This window comes from Pseudomonas sp. HY7a-MNA-CIBAN-0227 (assembly GCF_040310325.1).
GTDB lineage: Bacteria > Pseudomonadota > Gammaproteobacteria > Pseudomonadales > Pseudomonadaceae > Aquipseudomonas.
The window spans coordinates 348,011-368,562 of record NZ_JBEOPT010000004.1; the positions used below are offsets into that span (position 1 = coordinate 348,011).

Consider the following 20,552-nt stretch of genomic DNA (forward strand, 5'->3'; position numbering starts at 1 on the left):
TTGCGGGTACTGGTGATCAAGACCTCATCCCTGGGCGATGTGATTCATGCCTTGCCGGCGTTGACCGACGCGGCCCGGGCGATTCCGGGGATTCGCTTTGACTGGGTAGTGGAAGAAGGTTTCGCCGAAATCCCTACCTGGCATCCGGCGGTGGACAAGGTGATTGCTGTGGCGATTCGCCGCTGGCGCAAGAACATCTGGCAGACCATCAAGAGCGGCGAATGGCGGCGCTTCAAGCAGCAAATCCAGTCGACCAAATACGACTTGGTGATCGACGCTCAGGGCCTGCTGAAAAGCGCCTGGTTGTCCCGCTACGTGCGCGCCCCGGTGGCCGGTTTCGACAAGCAGTCGGCCCGTGAACCCATCGCGGCGCATTTCTACTCCCGCCGTCTGGCCGTGGCCCGTGGGCAACACGCGGTGGAGCGCTTGCGCCAACTATTCGCCGTGGCCTTGGGTTATGACCTGCCCAAGGGGCTGGGAGATTACGGCCTGAGCGTCGACAAACTGCTGGGTTTGCCGCCGAAGAAGCCGTTTGTGCTGCTGCTTCATGGCACCACCTGGGACACCAAACATTGGCCCGAAGTCTATTGGCGCGAACTGGCCGAGCGTATGGGTAGCCTGGGCGTGGACGTGAAGCTGCCTTGGGGCAACGCCGCCGAAAAGGCTCGCGCCGAACGCCTGGCCCAAGGCCTGAAGAACGCCGAAGTGCTGCCCAAGCTGAACCTGGCGGGGGTGGCGCGAGTACTGGCGGGCGCCAAGGCCTGTGTCGCCGTCGATACCGGCCTCGGCCATTTGGCCGCCGCCCTGGACGTGCCGACTATTTCCCTGTTCGGTCCCACCAATCCAGGCCTGACAGGCGCCTACGGTAAGGCGCAGATCCATTTGGGCAGCGACTTCCCTTGCGCGCCGTGCCTGCAAAAGAAATGCACCTATCAACCGACTGCCGAAGATCAGCACCGGTTTGATATCAAGCGCGAGTGGCCGCTGTGCTTTACTCGCTTGAACCCTGAGCGTGTGGCAAATCGGTTAAGCACGTTGTTACTGGCTGAGGAACACTGATGCAACTGGCTTTTGTCCTCTACAAGTATTTCCCCTTTGGTGGCCTGCAGCGCGACTTCATGCGCATTGCCCTGGAGTGCCAGCAGCGTGGCCACAAGATTCGTGTTTACACCCTGATCTGGGAAGGCGACGTGCCGCCGGGTTTCGAAGTGCTGGTGGCGCCGGTCAAGGCGCTGTTCAACCATCGTCGTAACGAAAAACTCTACGCTTGGATTCAGGCCGACCTGGCCAAGCGCCCGGTGGACCGTGTGGTGGGTTTCAACAAGATGCCGGGGCTGGACGTGTACTTCGCCGCCGACGGAGTCTTTGAAGACAAGGCGCAAACCCTGCGCAACCCGATGTACCGCTGGTTCGGCCGCTATAAGCACTTTGCCGAATACGAGCGGGCGGTGTTCGACAAGGACGCCAAGACCCAAGTCATGGTGCTCTCCGAGCATCAGCAGGCGTTGTTCAGCAAGTATTACGGCACTCCGGCCAGCCGCTTTCACTTCTTGCCGCCAGGCATCAGTCGTGACCGTCGTGCACCGCCCAACGCCGCCGAGATTCGTGCCGAGTTTCGCCGCGAATTCGGTCTGGCTGAAGATGACCTGCTGCTGGTGCAAATCGGTTCGGGCTTCAAGACCAAGGGTGTTGATCGCAGCCTCAAGGCCGTGGCCGCACTGCCGTGCGCTTTGAAGAAACGCACCCGGCTATTTGTAATCGGCCAGGACGACCCCAAAGTATTCCAATTGCAGAGTGCCGCGCTGGGCTTGGGTGATCAGGTGCAGTTCTTCAAGGGGCGCAGCGATATCCCGCGTTTCCTGCTGGGGGCGGACCTGTTGATCCACCCGGCCTACAACGAGGCGGCCGGCATGGTGCTGATCGAAGCGGTGGTCGCCGGCCTCCCGGTACTGGTGAGCAAGGTCTGTGGTTACGCCTTCTACATCGACAAGGCCCAGAGTGGCCGGGTGTTGGACGAACCGTTCGAGCAGGCCCAGCTCAACCAGTACCTGGTCGATATGCTCGACGACAATGCAGCGCGCGCGGCCTGGAGCTGCAATGGCCTGGTCTTCGCTGAGACGGCCGACCTCTATAGCATGCCGCAGTACGCTGCGGACCTGATTCTGGCGGAGCCAAACCGATGAAGTTGATTCTTGCCGAACCGTTCAAAACCTTGTGGGCCGGACGCGATGCGTTCGCCGAAGTCGAGAAGCTGGACGGCCAGGTGTACCGTGAACTCGATGCCCGCCGTACCTTGCGTACGGAAGTGGACGGCCACGGTTTTTTTGTGAAAGTCCATCGGGGGATCGGCTGGGTCGAAATCCTCAAGAACCTGATCACCGCCAAGTTGCCGGTATTGGGCGCGGGCCAGGAATGGCTGGCGATCCAGCGCCTGCAGGAAGTCGGCGTGCCGACCATGACCGCCGTGGCTTACGGCGAGAAGGGCAGCAACCCGGCAGACCAACACTCATTTATCGTCACCGAAGAGCTGGCGCCTACCGTCAGCCTCGAAGACCTGAGCATGGACTGGCTCAAGCAGCCGCCCGTACCTGTTATCAAGCACGCGCTGATCGCCGAAGTGGCCCGCATGACCGGCATGATGCATCGCGGCGGGGTCAATCACCGTGACTGCTACATCTGCCATTTCCTGCTGCACACCGACAAGCCGCTGGTGGCCGACGATTTCAAACTCTCGGTGATCGACCTGCACCGTGCCCAGGTACGCCCGAAGATCCCGCTGCGCTGGCGCAACAAGGACCTGGCGGCGCTGTACTTCTCGGCATTGGATATCGGCCTGACCCAGCGTGACAAATTTCGCTTCCTCAAGGGCTATTTCCAGCAACCGCTGCGCCAGATCCTGGCTGAAGAAGCGGCCTTGCTGGACTGGCTGGAAGGCAAGGCGGCCAAGCTCTACGCCCGTAAACAACGTTATGGGGATGCGCTCTGATGGCGGGTTGGAACCTGGAACCCGCTTACGCCGCCCTGGCGGATGATTTTGGTAGCCTCGACGCGGTGTTCGCCCTGCAAGGTGAGCGGCTGACCCACGATCCGCTGTCCGAAGTCATTCGTGTCGAGCGCGGCGGGGTCAATTATTACGTCAAGCGTTACGTCGGCGCCGGCAAGGGCCTGCGTCGCTACCTGGGCAGGCCGCGGGTCAAGTCCGAGTGGCAGAACCTCAAGCGCTTCGCCAAGTGGGGCATTCCCACCGCTGACGTGATCGCCTGGGGTCTGGAACGCAAAGGCATAGCCTATGACCGCGGGGCGATGATCACCCGCGAGTTGCCCGAGACTGAAGACTTGTCGGCGTTGGCCGAACGCAATGACCCGCAATTGTCGGACCCTGTCTGGGTCGACAAGGTCAGCCGCCAGCTCGCCGAATACACCCGGACCATGCACGACCACTGCTTTACCCACAACGATTTGAAGTGGCGCAACCTGCTGATCGACGACCAGCAAACCCTGTACCTGATCGACTGTCCCAACGGCGCTTTCTGGCGTGGCTTCTGGCTCAAGTACCGGATCACCAAGGATCTGGCGTGCCTGGACAAGGTCGCCAAGTATCACTTGTCGGCCACTCAGCGCCTGCGGTTTTACATGCAGTATCGTCAGAGCAAGCACTTGAGTGCGTCGGACAAACAGAGAATTCGCCATGTGGTGAAATTTTTCGAGGGCCGCGAATGAGTGACTTCCTGGCGGCTGAAGATCGCGCGCTACTTGAGCGCAACGGTCTCGGCACTTTTGACGCGCTGTGGGCCAAACAACTGGACGCAGTGGACGAGCCCAACACCAGCCGTGGCGGCTGGAGTAGCGTGTTTCGCCTGGAGCTGGAAGGTCACGGTTACTACCTCAAGCGCCAGAGCAACTACCTGACGCGCACCTTGCAGCGGCCTTTTGGCGAACCGAGCTTTGCCCGAGAGTTTCGTAATATCAGCCGCTATCGGCGGTTGGGCATTCCGGCGTTACAGGCGGCCTTTTTTGGCGAGCGTAAAGTTGCTGGCGAACATCGGGCGATGTTGCTGACCCGCGCCCTGGATGGCTGGAATGACCTGGATTCGTTGCTGGAACAATGGTCTGCACTGAGCGACGACCAGCAGCGGGCAATCTTGCAGGCCTGCGGCCAATTGGCGCGGCAACTGCACAGCGTCGGCCAGGTTCACGGCTGTTTTTATCCCAAGCATATTTTCCTCCAGGCCACGGGCGACGGTTATGCCGCGCAGTTGATCGACCTGGAGAAAACCCGGCCGCTGTTGTTTGGCTGGCGGGATCGGGTCAAGGACCTGGAGCCGCTGTTGCGCCGGGCACCACAATGGTCACAAGATCAGGTTCGCCAATTGTTGGCGGCGTATCTCGATCAGCCTGAAGATAGTTTGCTGGTCGATACTTGGGCCCAGCGCCTGGCGGCTCGCCGCAGTCACAAGGAGACCCGTTGATGCGTTTGTCCGAACTGAAAAGTGTCGGTCGCACCCCCAGCTTACCCCTGAGTGTGGAACTGGCCGATGCGGCGGGCCCTGGGCAGTTGCAACTGTTGAGCCTGCTGCGGGTGTTACCGGGCCAGCGCTATGTGGGTGCGGCGATCTGGCGCAGCCGGCCGGTACTGGCCAAGCTATTGGTCGGCAGCAAGGCCGCCCGGCATTTTCAGCGTGAACTCAAGGGTGTGCGCCTGCTTGCTGAGCAAGGGCTGACCACCCCGCTGTTGCTGGCCGATGGGCTGCAAGAAGGCGAGGGCGGCTGGTTGCTGTTCGAGCTCCTGGAGGGTGCCGAGAGCCTGGCTGACGCCTGGCATGGCGTCGAAGCCTTACCGCCGTTGGCTGATGAGCAACAAACGGTTCTGGCCCAAGCGCTGGTCGCGATTGCTGCGATGCACGCCAAGGGCTTGTGGCAGGAAGACCTGCACCTGGACAACTTGCTGCGCCAGGACGGCAAGCTATACCTGATTGATGGTGCCGGGATCTGCGTCGAACAAGCGGGCAAGCCGCTGTCGCGCAACCGGGTACTGGAAAACCTCGGGGTGTTTTTCGCGCAATTGCCGAAAAACCTCGAACCGTTTACCGAAGAGCTGTTGGTGCATTACCTGCTGAGCAACGGCGAACACGCCTTGCCGCTGGAAGCCCTGCAAAAGCAGGTGCATAAAGTCAGCGTCTGGCGCTTGAAGGACTTCCTCGGCAAGGTTGGTCGCGAATGCACGCTGTTTAGTGTGTTGCGCGGGCCTTTTTCCTTGCGCGCGATCCGTCGCGAAGAAGAAGCGGCGATGTTGCCGGTGCTGGAGCAGGCCGATGCTTTGCTCGACCAGGGTCATCTGTACAAGACCGGCGGTGCGGCCAGTGTGGCCAAAGTTGAGGTTGCCGGCCGGCCGCTGGTGATCAAGCGCTACAACATCAAAGGCTTCGCCCATTGGCTCAAGCGCTTCTGGCGGCCGAGCCGGGCCTGGCATTCCTGGCGCGAAGGCAATCGCCTGGCGTTTCTGGGGATTGCTACGCCCAAACCGTTGGCGCTTCTGGAAAAGCGCTTTTTCTGGTTGCGCAGCCGCGCCTACCTGATTACCGAATACCTGCCGGGGCCGGACATCATTGAGCATTTTGCCCCCTATGTTGAAAGCGGTGACGCGCCCGAAGCCGAGTTGCTGGCGTTGGAGCATCTGTTCGGCGAGTTGATCCGCGAGCGCATCAGTCATGGGGATTTCAAGGGGCACAACCTGTTCTGGCATGGGGATCGTTGGGCGTTGATTGACCTGGATTCGATGTGTCAGCACGGCTCGATTGGCAGCTTCGCCCAGGCGTATGCCAAGGATCGTGCGCGGTTTATCCGCAACTGGCCCGAGAGCAGCGCGTTGTATCGGGTGATTGATCAGCGGTTGCCCAGGGAGATTGTTGGCGCTGCTTGAATCCCATCGCGGGTAAGCTCGCGATGGGCATAGGTATCTACACATCTTCCACAGCTTGCTACGAGAAATTGCGTAGATACCTAGGCCACGATGACGCCAGATTGAGCACCGCAAGACTGGATCAGAACTGGTATTCAGCCCCCGCCCCCGCAAACCACGACCTTCCTGGCGCCGCTTCGTAATAGCGATCATTGCCATCCCCGACAATTACCGATCCGACATACTGGCGATCGAGCAAGTTATCCAGTCGCAAGGTTTGGTGAAAGGCCCAGTGCTCGACCTTCTGCTCAAACCGCGCACGCCAGTTGAACACGCTGTAGCCCGGCGCGGCGCGTTGCTGGTTGGTGTCTTCGACGTAGACCTTGCTGCGGTACATGCCCTCGATGGCGGTGCTCACCCAATCTCGGGGTTTCCAGTTCAGTTCGGCGAAGAGTGTGGTTTGTGGCACGCCGGGCAGGTAGTTACCTTTGTCCACTGCTTTTGCGCCGCCGCCGAAGTCGCTGTCGTAAGTGGCCTGCAGGCGGGTGTAGGCGATGTTGGTGCTCCACTGTTCGCTAAGCTGGCTTTCGATGCCCAGTTCAAAGCCTCGGCGCAAGGTACGGCCAGCGTTCTGGTAGCTGGTACGGCCATCCTTGGATGCTTGTACCACCAGTTCATCCTCGGTGGTGATTTGGAAAACGGCAGCATTGATTCGCGTGCTGCTGTTCAACTGCGCCTTCAATCCCACTTCATATTGAGTGCTTTCGGACGGTTTCAGGCCGAAGTTGAAGCCTTCGATATTGCCCGGCGCATACGCCAACTCCGCCTGAGTGGGCGTCTCGAAACCCTTGCCAGCGCTGACATAGCCGTGCAGGTCGGGGGTGAAGGCGTACATCACGCTCATCGATGGCGTGTTTTTCTGGTAGGTCTTGTTACCGCTGGAATCGCCTTTGCTCAGGAACTGGTCGTCGACGTCCAGTTCCATGGTGCTGTGGCGCAGCCCGGCTTGCAGGGTCCAGTTGTCGATGGCCCAGTTGGTCTGGATGTAAGGGTCGAGGCTGCGGGCGGTATCGATTTCATCGCGGCGCAGTTGGCCTTTCACGCCCAGGGTGGTACCGCTGTAGTTTTGATAGCCGTGGCGGCTGTCTTCGCTCTGGTCGAAGTCCAGGCCTGCGATGATCATCAACTCGCCGGGTGCGCTATCGATGGGTTGCATCCAGCGCACGCCGCCGCCGTAGAACTTTCGGTCGAATTGCACCACCCCGCCACCACGTTCGTTGGCGGGGTTAAGTTCTCCCGTATTCGTGAACTTCGGAATCGACAAATACTGAATCACACTCCGCCGCCCGGTATAGGCAGTGGCCTGCAAGGTAGCGCCACCGAAATACCGTTCGTAATTCATCCCCAACTGCTGGTGATCGATACTCTTGCGGGTGTTGTACTGCAGCGCATTGCTGCTCACCGAGCGCGGGTCGGCCTTGTACGCGTCCCAGGTTTGCCCCAGCGGGTCCTGAGTGCCGTTCTGCTCCAGGCTGCTGTAGATAAGCGCCATTTTGCTGTCTTCATCGGGCTCGAAGTTGAGCTTGGCGAAGGTCTGGTCGCGGCGGGCGCTGCTGTGGTCGCGGTAGCCGTTGGTGTCCATGCGCGAGGCGTCGAGGACGAATCCGGCGCCGTCCACCGCGCCTTCGGCGGTGAGGTGGTTCTTGTTCAGGCCATCGCTGCCGAACAGGGTTTCGGCGCCGATGCGCGGTGGGCCTTCGCCGTCACGGGAGAACATCTGGATCACTCCGCCGGCGTTGCTGCCATACAGCGTTGCTGCCGGGCCGCGCAGTACCTCGATACGCTCGGCGGTGTCGAGGTTGAAGGTGGCGGCCTGGCCCTGGCCGTCCGGGGTGCTGGCGGGGATGCCGTCGGCAATCAGCTTGATGCCGCGCACGCCAAACGCCGAGCGAGCACCGAAGCCGCGGGAAGAAATCTGCAAGTCCTGGGCGTAGTTCTGGCGGTTCTGCACCACCAGCCCTGGCACTCGCGACAGGACTTCGGAGGCGTTGATGCCCAGTTGGCCGTCGCTGATCTGCTCGCGGCTGATGCTGTCCACCGAATACGGTAGATCGAAGCTGGGGCTGGCGCTGCGTGAGCCGGTGACGACACTCGGGTCGAGGATCAGCGGTGCACCGTCTGCCAGGGCGGCGCTGCACAGGCCCAGCAGGCCAGGCAACAACAGGACAAAGCGGGAGGGGACGGGTGTGTTCATGAGTAAGCCAGGGTCCGGGGCACGCAAAAGTGCGCGAGTTTAACGATTCAGCCAGCTTTTGCCATTTCGGAATATTCCTACGTGGCGTGATGGTGCTCAGGGTCTGGGTAGCGAATAAGGCCGATGTTAGTGTGGCTGACGATTTGGAGGGCTTACCTTAATGATAAAAATGACTGCTGCACTTATCGCTGCCTCGCTGGTCTTGAACGGATGCGGGACAGTCAACACAGTGCTGCGCGAAGACGCCGCCGCGGCACGTGAGCTCAGAAAAGTAAAAACCTATTGTCAGTCGATTCCTCGTGTTTACAGCGGCGTGGCCTTTGATTTTTGCGCGCTGCACGCAGCGCCAGATCCCACTGGAATATTGGTGCCGCTGGTACTGGTGGATATAACGGTGTCGGGCATTGTCGATACAGTTGTATTGCCTTATACGATTTATCGGCAGGGTGCCGATGGCAACATCAGTATTTATTGGCGGCCAGGTCGTTCATGAAGAGGCTGCAGTCTAATCGTCCATCCTTTGGCTAACCCTCCCCACTTATGTCTAAAGAAGTGCTTCATAAGTCGTACGCCAAAAGGCCTGCTTGCGTCGAGATCTTCCGCTGGTCCCGCAGTGACAACCGGTCGCCATAAACGCTAGATCATCCCGGCACGTCTTTACGCTATAATCTCGCCCTTTAGCTGTTTCTCGCTTAGGCGAGGGGCACACTTTTTTCAGGCGCACGCGCCTGCATGCAGACTAAAAGAGGCTAGACCCCTGTGGCATTGACGATTCTTGGCCTGTCCGGCGCCCTTAGTCATGATCCTTCCGCAGCCTTGTATATCGACGGCAAGCTGATCGCGGCCGCTGAAGAAGAGCGCTTCGTACGCGACAAACATGCAAAGAACCGCATGCCCTATGAGTCGGCGAAGTTCTGCCTGGAACAGGCCGGCATCAAGCCTTGCGACGTTGATGTGGTGGCGATTCCTTTCGCCCCGATCAGCCTGTTCGGCGAGGCCCGCTGGCACTACGCCAAGCGTTACTGGTATGCCCCGGACCGCGCCCTTGACGCGATCCTGATGGGCAACCGTCGCTACAAGCGCTATCGCAACAAGATCGTCTGGTGCCTGGAGCAACTGGGCTTCGATCCGAAGAAAATCAAGATCGAACCGGTCGAACACCACTTGGCTCACGCCTCCAGCGCCTATCACTGCTCCGGTTTCCAGGAGAAGACGGCGATCCTCGGGATCGACGGCAAGGGTGAGTACGCCACTACGTTCTTCGGCTACGGCGAAAACGGCAAGATCCACAAGATCAAGGAATTCTACGATCCGGATTCCCTGGGCGGCCTGTACGGCGCGATCACCGAGTTCCTCGGTTTCGAGATGCTCGACGGTGAGTTCAAGGTCATGGGCATGGCGCCGTATGGCGATGCCAGCAAATACGACTTCTCGCGCCTGGCCTCCTTTGAAAACGGCGAACTGGTGATCAACACCGACTACGCCAACGTCATCGGCCTGCGCCGCTATAAAGAAAAGGGCAAGGGTTTCTACTTCTCGCCAAAACTGATCGAGTGGCTGGGTCCAAAGCGCGAAGGCGATATTGCCGACGAGCCTTACATCCATTACGCCGCCAGCATGCAAGCGTTGTTCGAGAAACTGTCCTTGCAGATGATCGACCATTACCTGGGCGACATCCTCAAGGAGACCGGCAAGCTGGCCTACGCCGGCGGCTGTGCGCTGAACGTCAAGTTGAACCAGAAGATCATTGCCCGCGATGACGTCAAGGAGCTGTTCGTGCAGCCGGCGTCCGGCGATGCCGGCACCGCCGTCGGTGCGGCCGCCTATGTGTCCAACGCCCGTGGTGTACCGGTGGAGAAGATGGAACACGTCTTTCTCGGCCCGTCCTATAGCAACGAAGACGTGATCGCCGCCTGCGCCAAGCACCCGAGCAAGCCTAAGTGGCGCCAGATCGAAAACACCCCGAAACGCATCGCCAAAATCATGGTCGACGGCAACCCGGTGGCCTGGTTCCAGGGCCGCATGGAGTTTGGTCCGCGTGCCCTCGGCGGTCGTTCGATCATCGGTTGCCCAAGCGCCACCGGCGTGGCTGACCGGATCAACCACCAGATCAAGTTCCGCGAGCGTTGGAGGCCTTTCTGCCCGTCGATGCTCGACACCGTCGCCCCACAGATGATCAAGGTCGATCACCCGGCGCCGTTCATGACCTTCACCTTTGAAGTGTCGGATGAGTGGAAAACCCGCGTGCCGGAAGTGGTCCATGAAGATGGCACCTCCCGCGCCCAGGTGCTCAAGCGCGAATACAACCCGCGCTACTACGACATGATGAAAGAGCTTGAAGTGTTGACCGGCAACGGCGTGTCCCTGAACACCTCGCTCAACCGTCGTGGCGAAGCGATGATTTGCTCGCCCACCGATGCGCTGAACATGTTCTTCGGTTCCGACCTTGAGTACCTGATCATGGAAGACATCCTCGTGGTCAAGGACGGCGTGGACCCTTATGACGCTGTGGTTTAAATGCTGAACCGCTTCCAGGGCTGGCGTGAACGTGGCTGGACGCCTGTCGAGGCCGAGGTTTACGCCCAGGCCTGGCAGCGTTTCGGCGGCAGCGTGGCGACTCATCCGCAGGTTGTCGAGCGGCTGGCGAACCTGGCGCAGATTCCGGTGCGTTACCTGGGCTGGGAGCAGGACGGTGAACTCAAGGGGGCGATTGCCACCTGGGGGCGCGACCTGGCCCTGTCCAAGGACGTGCTCAAGCGCAAAGGCAAAAAAGGCCTGTTCGACCTGGGCAACGCTGAGATCATTCTGCCGATTGCCGCTGATGCGCAATTGCCGTTGCGCCATCGTGCCCGCTACCTGTCGGCCCTGAACGATGGGCGCGTCAGCACCCTCAAGCCCCAGGCCGAGCAGTTGGCCATGGCGCGTACCCCTGAAGACCTGTCGAAGAAGTTTCGCTACAACCAGCGCCGCGAACTGCGTTTGCTGGAAGAAGCGGGCGGCGTGGTGCGGGCGGTCAGCGAGTTTTCCAGCACTGAGCTGGCGGCGATCTATTGCGATCTGTTCCAGCGCCGCTGGGGTTTTCCGGCAGCCGGTGCCGAGCGCCTGGCCGAGGTGCTGGAACTGCTCAAGGAGTTCCTCTTAGGCTCGGTACTGTTTCTCAACGACGCACCGATTGCTGTGCAGTTGGTGTATCAGGTGCAGGCCCCGGAGTGGGTCAGCGCCGAATACGTCAATGGCGGTGTTGATCCCGAAACCAAGGCATTCAGCCCTGGTAGCGTGCTGAGTTTCCTCAACACGCAAAGCGCCTGGGAACAGGCGCGGGCCAGTGACAAGCCGCTGCGCTTCTCCTTCGGTCGCGCCGACCGCGAATACAAGGAGCGCTGGTGTAACCCGGTGCCGGTGTTCAGCGTATGAGTCGCAAGCAACAACTGCTCAAGCGCCATCGCCGCAACAAGCGCATTGCGCTGTTGCTTGGCTTGCTGGTGTTGATAGCCGCAGGCGTTCTGGTGGCCTGGTGGCTGCCGCTGATTCTGGCGGTGGTGGTGTGGGCGGCCCATGAAGCCTGGTTTGCCGATCATCTTTTCTACTTGCCCAGCGATGACTATCAATACGCCTTTGCGGCCAGTAGCGAGCAGCCGGGCGTGCGCCTGGATGCGGGGCGGCTGGTGTTGGATTCTCCAGTCGAGTTGGCGGGCGATGAAACCTTGATCCTGGGCGTACAGCTCAAAAGCCATTGGCTTGGACGGTTTTTCGATCCTGCGGTGGAGTTGCTCGGTGCGCAAACGCCTGACCGGCAAGTCTTCGAGCGTGGCGTGGCCGGTGTGCGTTACCTCAACCTCACGGGTTCGGCAGAGGCGCTGGCGAGCGGAACTTTGCGTTTGCGCGGGCGCTTCTGTCGTCTCAAGGGACAGCCGACGCTGTGGCTGTTCCGCCAGCCGGACTACCGTCGGCAGCGGGTGATGGTCATCGCACCCCACGCCGACGATGCCGAGTTGGCCGCATTCAGCCTGTACAGCCAGGCTGATGAAAGCTGGGTTGTCACCCTCACTGCCGGCGAAATTGAGGCCCAGCACTATCAACAGATGGGCCTGCCCAAGGCGGACGCTGCGCGTATCAAAGGCCGATTGCGCGCCTGGGACAGCGTCACTGTGCCCCGTTGGGCGGGTGTTCCCGAGGCGCACTGCGTGCAATTGGGGTACTTCTGTATGCAGCTGTCGGCCATGCAGGCCGCGCCGGACCAGCCCCAAGACTCCCGCGAAGCACAATTGGACGATACGCGGTTGTTCCGCCAATTCAATTCCCTGGCGCTGCCTGGCGATGTGGATGGCGCACCGACCTGGAGCAACCTGATTGCCGACTTGCGGGCGCTGTTGCTCAAGGCTCGCCCGGAGGTGATTGTGTTGCCGACGCCGCTGCTGGATCCGCACCCGGATCATATCTGCGCTCACGCGGCGATCCTTGAAGCCTTGCAAGGCCTGGCCTGGCAGCCCACGACGTTGCTCGGCTACGCCAATCACCTGCATGATAACGACCGCTGGCCGATGGGCGACTCCGGTGCCGGCGTAGCCCTGCCGCCACGTTTTGATTCAGCGCTTGAGCTTGTACCTTGCAGCTTGCAGCTTACTTTGAGCCAGCAGCAGGACAAGGCCATGGCCCTGGGCATGATGCACGACCTGCAACCGCGCGCGCCGTTCAAGCGCCGATTGCGTCGCCTGTTGCAGCAAATGCTGGCGGGCCGCGGTCCATCGCCTTACGGAGAGAACGAGTTCTTCCGCAAGGCCGTGCGTCGCCATGAATTGCTGTGGGTCCTGAAGCAGGACTGAGACCTTATTGAGGGCAAGTGGAGAGCCGCTTGCCAAACCCTTTTTCGTCGGGCCGCGTGCCCGCAGCCCGATTGCAGCATGGAGAGTTATGAAGCCTCGTTACAAGGTTTTGCAGTTACAGCCGGACTACAACGTCAAGACCAATGACTTCGCCGACCTCGGTGAGCAGATCGTCAAATCGTTGCCGGTTGAACGTTTCGAGGTGACATCGGGGTACCTCAGTGGTCGTCCGTTACCCGGCCAGCCTCTGAGCGTGGCGGAGCACTCCCACTACTTCGAGCTGCCGGAAAAATCGCTCAAGGGCATCCGTTTCGGCGCCATGTGGCAGATCTACAAGTATTGCCGCGAACAAAAATTCGACGTGGTCATCTGTAACCGTTTCAAGTCGGTGAACATGATGCTGTCCCTCAACCGCTGGTTGAAGATCCCGCTGTGCATCGGCATCTCCCACGGTTTTGGTGAATACGCCCGTGGCTACCGTCGGCGCCAGACCCAGAGTTGGGTCAGCCCGGCCTGGCGGTTTGTTGGCGTGTCGGCAGCGGTCAGGGATTACCTGGTGGACCTCAACTGTGGGTTCACCCGTGAAAACACCACCTTTGTCACCAATGCCATCGACATCCCCCAGGCCGAAGCCTTGCAGTTGCCTCGTGATGAGGCGCGCAAAGCCCTGGGCTTGCCGCTGGATGCACGGATGATTGGCGCCTTGGGCCGCTTGGTGCCGATCAAGGGCCACACCCATTTGCTGCAAGCCTTTGCCTCTCTCAAGGACAAATATCCTGAGGCTCAGGTGGGCATCATCGGTTCCGGCCGCGCCGAAGCGGATCTGCGTGTCGACATCGAACGTCTCGGCCTGACTGGTCGCGCGCACCTGCTGGGCTTTCGTGAAGATGGCATGAAGTATGTGCGAGGCTTTGACATCTGGACCATGCCGTCGCTGTTCGAAGGCCTGGGCCTGGCACTGCTGGAAGGCATGAGCGGGCACTTGCCGATCATTGCTTCCAACGGTCCGGCCATGTTGCCGCTGGTGGAAGGTGCTGGTGGCCTGTCCCATGATCCGGGCAATGTCGAGCAGTTGGCGGCGGCGCTGGACACTTACCTGGCCATGAGCGACGAACAGTTGCGGGCCAAGGGCGAACAAGTGTTCCGCTACCTGGAAGCAAACCACACCCTGGCCGAGTTCCAGCACAAATATCTGGACCTGATCGAAACCGGTCTGCGAGAAGTAGGTAAAGCATGAGTCAGCAACAACCTCTGGTCACGGTGATCATCGCGTCCTACAACCACGCTGCGTATATCGAACAGAGCATCCTCAGTGTGCTCGGCCAAACGTATCCGAACATCGAGTTGCTGGTGGTCGACGACGGCTCCAAGGACAACAGCGTCGAGCTGATCCAGCGTCTGCAGGCCGAGCACGGTTTTGATTTCCAGGTACAGCAGAACCAGGGCCTGACCAACACCCTCAATGGCGCCATCGCCCGCGCCAAGGGCAGCCTTGTTGCGCCTTTCGGTTCCGATGACATCATGCTGCCAGAGCGCATCGCTACCCAGGTTGCCTACATGGAGGGCAAGCCGAAGGTCGGGATCTGCGCCGGCAATATTGAATTGATCGATGGTGACGGCAAGCCGTACCCGGAAAAGAAGCAGCGCCGCGACTTGCCGTTTCGCAGCCTGGATTTTGATGACCTGTTCCTGGACCGCAAGCCGTTCCCGCCTGCACCGACCTTGATGATTCGCCGTGAAGCGCTGGAGCAGGTGGGAGGCTTTGATCCACTGATCCCGCTGGAAGACTTGCTGATCGAACTGAAGATCACTCACGCCGGCTACACCATCGACGTGCTGAACGTGGTGATGGCGCGCTATCGCCAGCACGCCACTAATACGTACAAGAACCATCGGTACATGATCCAGAACATCCTCAAGACCTACGGTTTGTTCAGCGATCATCCCGCCTACGACCAGGTGCGTTACAACTTCCTGAATTCAATGTTCCTCAAGACCGCCGACCGCGACCGTCCGCTGGCGCGGGAGGTCCTCAAGCAGATCCCGTTGAAGTTCTGGGGGCGCAAGACTTTACGTGGGTTGGTGCGGCTGTACCTGGCGCCACTCAGGAACTGAGTGGCCAGGCAAGAAGGCTGTTGAAGAAGGCGAGTATCAGTGAGTGATAGTCGCCTTTTTTATGCGGCTGGTTGTGAGAGGCTCAGCACTTGCTCGCGGATTTTTGCCGTGGCGGCGGGGCTTGCGACTGACGAATAGCCTTTGGCCAACTGTTCGAAATGCACCTCGAACAACCAGTTGCGATCCTGTGGATAGCGTTGCATATGCCGCAGGTTGCGCTGCCTGAGGGTATTGCTCAGGGAGGACGGCAGGATGCGCATGTCTGCCAGGTCAATCAGACCGAACTCACCGTCGTCCATCAACAGCACATTGCCTAGGTGCAGGGAGCGGAAGTACACGCCGCGCTCGTGCAGCTGGGCCATGAATCGACCAAAGCGCTCAATCAGCGATTCGCGCAGGCTGCTGTCCAGGCTTTGCAGGGCCTGACGCAGTGTCAGGCCGGGCAGCGGCTGGTAAGTGACAGCGCTGCTGCCATCACGCAAGCGATACAGATTGAGGATCTCGGGGGTCGGAATACCCAGCATCCGCAGTTGCTCACTGTTGCTGGCAAAACGTTCGGAATACGGATTGAAGCTGCCGGAGGTGTACCAGCGGCGGGGCCGGAAGACCTTGAGGAAGCTGCCGTCTACCAGGCGCAGGACTTTGGGGCCAAGGCCATCGGCTTCAATCACGTGGGCATTGCTGCACAGTTGATCGAAAGCCTGGGGCTTGAGGGTGTGCACTGGCATGCGCAACAGGCTGCGGCGGCGCTGGGCGATGCTCAGGCCGGCGATCAACGCCAGGGGAACCCATAGCAGGAACCAATGTTCCTTGGGTCGCGAGAGGATGCCGCCCCCTTCGGTCAGGCCAGCACCGATGCCATAGACCAGCAGGGTTGAGGCGAGGATGAACAGCGGCTGGGCGCGTTCCTTGAGGCCTTTATACAATCCCCAGCCGAGCATGAAGGCCCACGGAATAAAGCCGATGATGCCGACGTAATAGAGCACTCCGAGGGCAAAGTTGTGAGGCTCGCGTAGTTGATAACCATCGGCGAGCGTCAGGTACAGCTCCGAATCGTAGCTGTGGCCGATCCATGGGTGCTCGGCGATCCGTTGCAGCGACATGCCCCATAACTCGAAACGGAAGGAGGAGCCGCGCTGGGTAATCTGTTCGGGGAAGAACAGCAAAATGGCTGCTGCGGCCAGTGCCAATCCGGTAATCATTAGTGCCGAGCGCCGGTTGCGGGCGGTAAAGCTGAGCCAGAGCACCGACAGCACCAACGCTACCAGTGGTGTTCTGGAACCCGTGGCCAGGACTGCGGCAACCATGATCGCCAGCGCCGGCGCTGCGAACCACAGCACTTGCAGGCGCTTGCTGGTGGCGCAAACGAACAGCCAGTAGACGCTGAAAAAACCGAAGAGATGAGAACTGAGCAGTGGATTGTCCAGGGCACCCATGCCGCCGACCATCCGCATCCCAGGCTCAAAGCCTTTAGCGAATGCCACCAGGTTGAGGGCGCTGACCACCAGTGCAATCACTGCTGCACTGAAGAAGATCGGTTTGAACAGTTCATTGCGGTAGTGCAGCAGCAGGCCGCAGCCGGCAAACAGCATGAAGGTATGCAGAGGGCGTTTGAACAGATCGGTATCGGGATGATGTTCCGGGCTCCAGAGCAAACTGATCAATGCCCAGGCTGAGAACATCGCGAAGGCAATCGCCAGGGGCTCCCTGAAAACCTGCTTGAGTTCACTCGGGCGCAGGCACAGGAGCAGCAGTGTTGGCGCGCTGAACAGACCGTAATAAAACTTGTGTAAGATATTTCGATTGGTGACGAAGAACAGGGCGCTCAAGAGGAGCAATAAGCCAATAGGCAAGATCCATAGGCACAGAAAGTCAAATACGCGATTTGAGCCATAGGTGAGACGCTTGGAGTGCATACAGAAAAGCCATTCCGGAATAGAGAAAGCCGACCATCTTAAAGTAGTGGCTAAATAATGTCGCGTGCCGGGGCGAACCGGGCCTAGGCTAATGCCGGGTGCAAGTACAACAGAGAAGCTGTGCTAAAGTCAGCCTCCTTTTTCAAAACCGCCGCGTGATATGACCGACTCTAGTCCGAGCGCAAGCCCTTCGAGCTTGAAAATATACTTCCGCCTGCTCAGCTATGTTAAGCCCTATGTCGGCTTGTTCGCGCTGAGTATCGTCGGCTTTCTGATTTTCGCCTCGACCCAGCCCATGCTGGGGTACATCCTCAAGTACTTTGTCGACGGCCTGTCCAACCCTGAAGCGGTGCTGTTTCCCAGCGTCCCCTTCCTGCGTGACCTGCAACTGCTGCAGGCAGTGCCGCTGCTGATCATCCTGATCGCCGCCTGGCAGGGCCTTGGCTCGTTCCTGGGTAACTATTTTCTGGCCAAGGTTTCCCTGGGGCTGGTTCACGACCTGCGGGTGCAGTTGTTCAACAACCTGCTGACCTTGCCCAACCGTTATTTCGACAATCACAACTCCGGGCACCTGATTTCGCGCATCACCTTCAACGTGACGATGGTCACGGGCGCTGCTACCGATGCCATCAAGGTGGTGATTCGCGAAGGCATGACGGTGATCTTCCTGTTCGCCTCGCTGCTTTATATGAACTGGCGCCTGACGCTGGTGATGATCGCCATCCTGCCGCTGATTGCGGTGATGGTCAGCACGGCGAGCAAGAAATTTCGCAAGCAGAGCAAGAAGATTCAGGTGGCGATGGGCGACGTCACCCACGTAGCCTCGGAAACCATCCAGGGCTACCGTGTGGTGCGCAGCTTCGGCGGTGAGGTCTACGAGCAGAAGCGCTTCCAGAAGGCCAGCCTGAGCAACACCAACAAGCAATTGCGCATGACCCGTACCGGCGCGATCTACACCCCGGCACTGCAACTGGTGATCTACACCGCCATGGCCGTGCTGATGTTCCTGGTCCTTTATCTTCGTGGTGATGCCTCGGCCGGTGACATGGTCGCCTATATTACGTTGGCTGGCCTGTTGCCCAAGCCGATTCGCCAACTGTCGGAAGTCAGCTCGACCATCCAGAAAGGCGTGGCCGGTGCCGAGAGCATCTTCGAACAGCTGGATGAAGACGCTGAAATCGATCGCGGCACTATTGAGCGTGAGGCGGTCAGCGGTCGCCTGGAAGTGCGCAACCTGAACTTCACGTATCCGGGCACCGATCGTCATGTTCTCAAGGACATCACGTTTACTGCTGAGCCTGGGCAGATGGTCGCGCTAGTGGGGCGTTCGGGCAGCGGCAAGTCGACCCTGGCCAGCCTGATCCCGCGCTTCTACCATCATGAAAGTGGCGAGATCCTGCTGGACGGTGTGGAGATCGAGGACTATCGCCTGCTCAACCTGCGCCGGCATATCGCCCAGGTGACCCAGCACGTGACCCTGTTCAGCGACACTGTGACCAACAACATTGCCTACGGTGATCTGGCCGGGGCGCCACGGGAAGCGGTTGAAGCTGCCGCGGCCGATGCCTATGCCAAGGACTTCATCGATCAGTTGCCCAAGGGCTTCGATACCCATATCGGCGAAAACGGTGTGCTGCTGTCCGGTGGCCAACGCCAGCGCCTGGCGATTGCCCGGGCATTGCTCAAGAACGCGCCGTTGCTGATTCTCGACGAGGCAACTTCGGCGCTGGACACCGAGTCCGAGCGGCATATCCAGGCTGCCCTGGACAAGGTCATGCAGGGCCGTACGACCCTGGTGATTGCTCACCGCCTGTCGACCATCGAAAAAGCCGACCTGATCCTGGTGATGGATGATGGCCGGATCGTCGAGCGCGGCACCCATAGCGAACTATTGGCCCAGAACGGCTACTACGCGCGCCTGCATGCCATGGGCCTGGATGCGCCGGTTTCGGCGAATATCACCTGAACCAGTGGTTGTGCCTGGCCCTGTGAGGGCCAGGCTAAGCCCATTTCTATCAGCAACATCTTCTGTGCAGACCCCCACAAGCCTTTGACAACCCTGTGCTAATATCGCGCCCCTGTTCATTTTGTATGTGGGTTGCTCCATGAAGTTGTCCATGCCGCGATTCGATCAAGCCCCTGTCTTGGTGGTCGGCGATGTCATGCTCGACCGTTACTGGCATGGCGGTACCTCACGGATTTCCCCTGAGGCACCGGTACCGGTAGTCAAGGTCGAGCAAATCGAAGACCGCCCAGGTGGCGCTGCCAACGTCGCCCTCAACATTGCTGCGCTCGGTGCCCCGGCCTCCCTCGTGGGTGTGACCGGCGACGACGAAGCCGCCGACAGCCTGGCCAACAGCCTGCGCGGTGCCGGCGTGCGTGCGCTATTCCAGCGCATTGCCCATCAGCCGACCATCGTCAAGCTGCGGGTCATGAGTCGTCACCAGCAATTGCTGCGTATCGATTTCGAAGAACCCTTCGCCACCGACGCCCTGGCCCTCAGTGAGCAGGTCGACGAGTTGCTGGAAGGCATCAAGGTATTGGTGCTATCCGACTACGGCAAAGGCGCGCTGAAGAACCACCAGATGCTGATCCAGGCCGCCAAGGCCCGTGGCATCCCGGTGCTGGCCGATCCCAAGGGCAAGGACTTCTCGATTTATCGAGGCGCCAGCCTGATCACGCCGAACCTCAGCGAATTTGAAACCATCGTCGGCGGTTGCGCCGATGAGCACGAGTTGGTGACCAAGGGTGCCAGCCTCATGGCCGACCTCGACCTGGGCGCCTTGTTGGTGACCCGTGGCGAGCACGGCATGACCTTATTGCGCCCCGGCCATCCGGCCATGCACTTGCCGGCGCGGGCCCGTGAAGTATTCGACGTCACCGGTGCCGGAGATACGGTGATTTCCACCTTGGCCGCGGCTATCGCGGCTGGCGAAGAATTGCCCCATGCAGTGGCCCTGGCCAACCTGGCCGCCGGCATCGTGGTCGGCAAGCTGGGTACCGCGGCCATCAGCGCCCCGGAACTGCGCCGTGCGATCCAGCGTGAGGAAGGTTCGGAGCGGGGCGTGTTGAGCCTTGAGCAATTGCTGCTGGCCATTGATGACGCCCGAGCCCATAACGAGAGCATCGTCTTCACCAATGGTTGCTTTGACATCCTGCACGCCGGTCATGTGACCTATCTTGAGCAGGCGCGAGCCCAGGGCGATCGTTTGATCGTTGCGGTCAACGATGATGCATCAGTCAGCCGCCTGAAAGGGCCGGGTCGGCCGATCAACAGCGTCGACCGGCGCATGGCGGTTCTGGCCGGGTTGGGAGCGGTGGACTGGGTGATCAGCTTTGCCGAGGGCACCCCGGAGAGCCTGCTGGCCCAGGTCAAGCCGGACGTGCTGGTCAAGGGCGGCGATTACTCGGTCGACCAGGTGGTCGGTGCCGATATCGTCAGCGCCTATGGCGGGAAGGTCAAAGTGTTGGGGCTGGTGGAAAACAGTTCGACCACGGCGATTGTCGAGAAGATCCGCAACAACTGATAGGGGTTTAGTGTGGGG

At 60.1% G+C, this 20,552-nt stretch carries 16 protein-coding genes; 14 read left to right on the forward strand and 2 right to left on the reverse strand.

Annotated elements, in window-relative coordinates; all coding sequences use genetic code 11:
* From waaC to AAEZ06_RS09645, 6 genes are read left to right on the forward strand one after another with little or no spacing between them, the layout of a single operon-like run.
* Nucleotides 1-1,059 carry a lipopolysaccharide heptosyltransferase I gene (waaC, locus tag AAEZ06_RS09620; RefSeq protein ID WP_149411204.1) on the forward strand — a complete coding sequence of 353 codons (1,059 nt, stop codon included), beginning with the start codon at nucleotides 1-3 and terminating at the stop codon, nucleotides 1,057-1,059.
* Entirely contained in the window at nucleotides 1,059-2,183 is a 1,125-nt protein-coding gene (locus AAEZ06_RS09625; RefSeq protein ID WP_149411203.1) for a glycosyltransferase family 4 protein, read from the forward strand. Before waaC ends, AAEZ06_RS09625 begins: the two co-directional genes overlap by 1 nt.
* Entirely contained in the window at nucleotides 2,180-2,986 is an 807-nt protein-coding gene (gene rfaP / locus AAEZ06_RS09630; protein ID WP_149411202.1) for a lipopolysaccharide core heptose(I) kinase RfaP, read from the forward strand. Before AAEZ06_RS09625 ends, rfaP begins: the two co-directional genes overlap by 4 nt.
* Nucleotides 2,986-3,720 carry a lipopolysaccharide kinase InaA family protein gene (locus AAEZ06_RS09635; RefSeq protein ID WP_149411201.1) on the forward strand — a complete coding sequence of 245 codons (735 nt, stop codon included), beginning with the start codon at nucleotides 2,986-2,988 and terminating at the stop codon, nucleotides 3,718-3,720. Before rfaP ends, AAEZ06_RS09635 begins: the two co-directional genes overlap by 1 nt.
* Nucleotides 3,717-4,469 carry a lipopolysaccharide kinase InaA family protein gene (locus AAEZ06_RS09640; protein WP_350614047.1) on the forward strand — a complete coding sequence of 251 codons (753 nt, stop codon included), beginning with the start codon at nucleotides 3,717-3,719 and terminating at the stop codon, nucleotides 4,467-4,469. The genes AAEZ06_RS09635 and AAEZ06_RS09640 overlap by 4 nt, the downstream gene beginning before the upstream one ends.
* Nucleotides 4,469-5,920 (forward strand): lipopolysaccharide kinase InaA family protein, encoded by a 1,452-nt coding sequence (locus AAEZ06_RS09645; RefSeq protein WP_350614049.1) that lies wholly within the window; start codon nucleotides 4,469-4,471, stop codon nucleotides 5,918-5,920. Before AAEZ06_RS09640 ends, AAEZ06_RS09645 begins: the two co-directional genes overlap by 1 nt.
* Before the next feature lie 121 nt (nucleotides 5,921-6,041).
* Here the strand turns inward: AAEZ06_RS09645 and AAEZ06_RS09650 are convergent, their stop codons facing one another.
* Nucleotides 6,042-8,153: a TonB-dependent receptor family protein gene (locus AAEZ06_RS09650; RefSeq protein WP_149411198.1), complete on the reverse strand. Its 2,112-nt coding sequence runs from the start codon at nucleotides 8,151-8,153 to the stop codon at nucleotides 6,042-6,044.
* Between the two features lie 169 nt (nucleotides 8,154-8,322).
* Between AAEZ06_RS09650 and AAEZ06_RS09655 the strand changes: the two genes are divergently transcribed.
* The 6 genes from AAEZ06_RS09655 to AAEZ06_RS09680 all read left to right on the forward strand — a co-directional run bounded on the left by AAEZ06_RS09655 (nucleotide 8,323) and on the right by AAEZ06_RS09680 (nucleotide 15,091).
* Nucleotides 8,323-8,646 (forward strand): YceK/YidQ family lipoprotein, encoded by a 324-nt coding sequence (locus AAEZ06_RS09655; protein WP_149411197.1) that lies wholly within the window; start codon nucleotides 8,323-8,325, stop codon nucleotides 8,644-8,646.
* Between the two features lie 266 nt (nucleotides 8,647-8,912).
* Nucleotides 8,913-10,670: a carbamoyltransferase family protein gene (locus tag AAEZ06_RS09660; RefSeq protein ID WP_149411196.1), complete on the forward strand. Its 1,758-nt coding sequence runs from the start codon at nucleotides 8,913-8,915 to the stop codon at nucleotides 10,668-10,670.
* Nucleotides 10,671-11,567 carry an antimicrobial resistance protein Mig-14 gene (locus AAEZ06_RS09665; RefSeq protein ID WP_149411195.1) on the forward strand — a complete coding sequence of 299 codons (897 nt, stop codon included), beginning with the start codon at nucleotides 10,671-10,673 and terminating at the stop codon, nucleotides 11,565-11,567.
* On the forward strand, nucleotides 11,564-12,976 hold the full coding sequence (locus tag AAEZ06_RS09670) for a PIG-L deacetylase family protein (RefSeq protein WP_149411194.1): 1,413 nt from the start codon (nucleotides 11,564-11,566) through the stop codon (nucleotides 12,974-12,976). Before AAEZ06_RS09665 ends, AAEZ06_RS09670 begins: the two co-directional genes overlap by 4 nt.
* Before the next feature lie 88 nt (nucleotides 12,977-13,064).
* Nucleotides 13,065-14,213, forward strand: a complete 1,149-nt coding sequence (locus AAEZ06_RS09675; RefSeq protein ID WP_149411193.1) for a glycosyltransferase family 4 protein — start codon at nucleotides 13,065-13,067, stop codon at nucleotides 14,211-14,213.
* Nucleotides 14,210-15,091, forward strand: a complete 882-nt coding sequence (locus AAEZ06_RS09680; RefSeq protein WP_350614053.1) for a glycosyltransferase — start codon at nucleotides 14,210-14,212, stop codon at nucleotides 15,089-15,091. The genes AAEZ06_RS09675 and AAEZ06_RS09680 overlap by 4 nt, the downstream gene beginning before the upstream one ends.
* Nucleotides 15,092-15,150: 59 nt before the next feature.
* Here AAEZ06_RS09680 and AAEZ06_RS09685 read toward each other — a convergent pair whose 3' ends face one another.
* Nucleotides 15,151-17,007 carry an O-antigen ligase family protein gene (locus AAEZ06_RS09685; RefSeq protein WP_350614055.1) on the reverse strand — a complete coding sequence of 619 codons (1,857 nt, stop codon included), beginning with the start codon at nucleotides 17,005-17,007 and terminating at the stop codon, nucleotides 15,151-15,153.
* Between the two features lie 160 nt (nucleotides 17,008-17,167).
* Here AAEZ06_RS09685 and msbA point away from each other — a divergent pair, with 160 nt between their 5' ends.
* Nucleotides 17,168-18,973 carry a lipid A export permease/ATP-binding protein MsbA gene (gene msbA, locus AAEZ06_RS09690; RefSeq protein ID WP_350614057.1) on the forward strand — a complete coding sequence of 602 codons (1,806 nt, stop codon included), beginning with the start codon at nucleotides 17,168-17,170 and terminating at the stop codon, nucleotides 18,971-18,973.
* Nucleotides 18,974-19,112: 139 nt separating this feature from the next.
* Nucleotides 19,113-20,534, forward strand: a complete 1,422-nt coding sequence (hldE, locus tag AAEZ06_RS09695) for a bifunctional D-glycero-beta-D-manno-heptose-7-phosphate kinase/D-glycero-beta-D-manno-heptose 1-phosphate adenylyltransferase HldE (protein ID WP_178114391.1) — start codon at nucleotides 19,113-19,115, stop codon at nucleotides 20,532-20,534.
* Nucleotides 20,535-20,552 lie beyond the last annotated feature (18 nt).